The sequence below is a fragment of the Peribacillus sp. NPDC056705 genome (assembly GCF_043656335.1).
Map to the genome: position 1 here is coordinate 1 of NZ_JBHTYI010000158.1, position 1,580 is coordinate 1,580.

Annotated in this window: 1 protein-coding gene; it reads left to right on the forward strand. The window is 52.8% G+C overall.

Translation table 11 applies throughout. From position 1 onward, the window contains the following. On the forward strand, nt 1-1,580 hold a 1,580-nt coding region (locus ACFRAK_RS28475; protein ID WP_394573111.1), incomplete at both ends, for a response regulator.

Below are 1,580 nucleotides of genomic sequence, written 5' to 3' on the forward strand. Positions count from 1 at the left end.
CTGCCGATTGTGCTCCTTGTGCTGTGGCAGCTGATTGCTTTTTCCGTTCCATGGCTTTGCTTGCAGCTCGATTATAAATACTACCTGTTTACCGAAATCGTGATCTCGGGCGGCTTGTGTTTATATCTGGCTTCATTCTTTCCGCAAGCCTACTTCGCATTCCTGCTGTATGCCTTTTTAATTGCTGCCCACAGCGCGCAAAGGGCCTATCTCTGGTCAGGACCTGTATCCATATTGCTCGTGCCCGCCATAATCAAGCTGCTTGCAGAGCAGAGTGAATACTGGGTCATGGCCGTTCATATCGGGATCGCGTATATCTTCGGATTCTCCTTCCATTTACTCGCGCTCAATCATCGTCAAGGCGAAACGATCCGCGAGCAAAATGCGGTGCTGGAGCAATACCTGTCCCAAATCGAGCGCATCACGCTTGCCGAAGAGCGGAACCGGCTGTCCAAAGAGCTTCATGATACCGTCGGTCATGCCTACACTTCGCTTATTATGGGATTGGAAACGTTGCGTCCTGAACTGTCAACGGATACAGGAACGGAAAGGCTTGATTCCCTATTGAACCTGGCCCGCCAAAATATGGAGGAGGTCAGAGGTTACGTGCATCAAATCGAATCGCCGCATGAGGCGCTCCCGCTGCTTCCATCTTTGAGGAAGCTGGCGGAGGAGTTTCAGGAGCATGCCAAGGTGACGGTTACTTTCCATGCCTACGGGGAGGAATACCCTGTAATGAAGCAAGCGAAGACAGCACTCTACCGCTGCCTGCAAGAGTCGTTGACGAATGCCGTGCGCCATGGACACTCGACAGAGATTAAGGTTTCCGTGCAATTCGAGCCCCAGCAGACGAGACTGGAAATTCAAGATAACGGCCGTGGGATAGAGCATGGAAGGGAGGGCTTTGGCCTCAGTGCCATGAAGGAGCGGGCGATGAATTTGCAAGGCCATGTGGCCGTCTATTCGGAGCCGGGAGAGGGCACTCTCGTTACTTGTACGCTGCCCAGACAAACGGAGCTTAAGGATGAAGTCATCCGCCTGTTGGTCGTCGATGACCAGCCCGTTATCCGTGAAAGCCTGCGGACTCTGCTGGAGGAGCAGCAGGATTTGCAGGTGGTCGGGACGGCAGAGGATGGCGAGCAAGCGATCGAGCTGTGCAGGCAGGTTCAGCCGCAGCTGGTGCTGATGGATGTGGAAATGCCGAATGTGGATGGAATCTCCGCATCCCGTACGATAAAAGAAATGTGGCCTGACATCCGCATTCTGATTCTTACCACGTTCGAGGATACCAAACAGGCTCTGGAGGCGATGCGAAGCGGGGTGGATGGATACTTGTTGAAGTCCATGCAGCCATTAGAGCTGGCCGAAACGATACGTACCGTCTACCGCGGGGGCACGCTGATCGATCAAGGCATGTCGCAGAAATTGTTTGCCCAACTGGAAGCGGACAATAGCGGGGATGATCCTTCACCAATCAAAGCGTCATCGGCCTATGAGTTAACGCCGCGGGAGCTTGAAATTTTACAATTCGTGTCCAAAGGGCTGCGATATAAAAGCATTGCTTCCAAATTGTATTTATC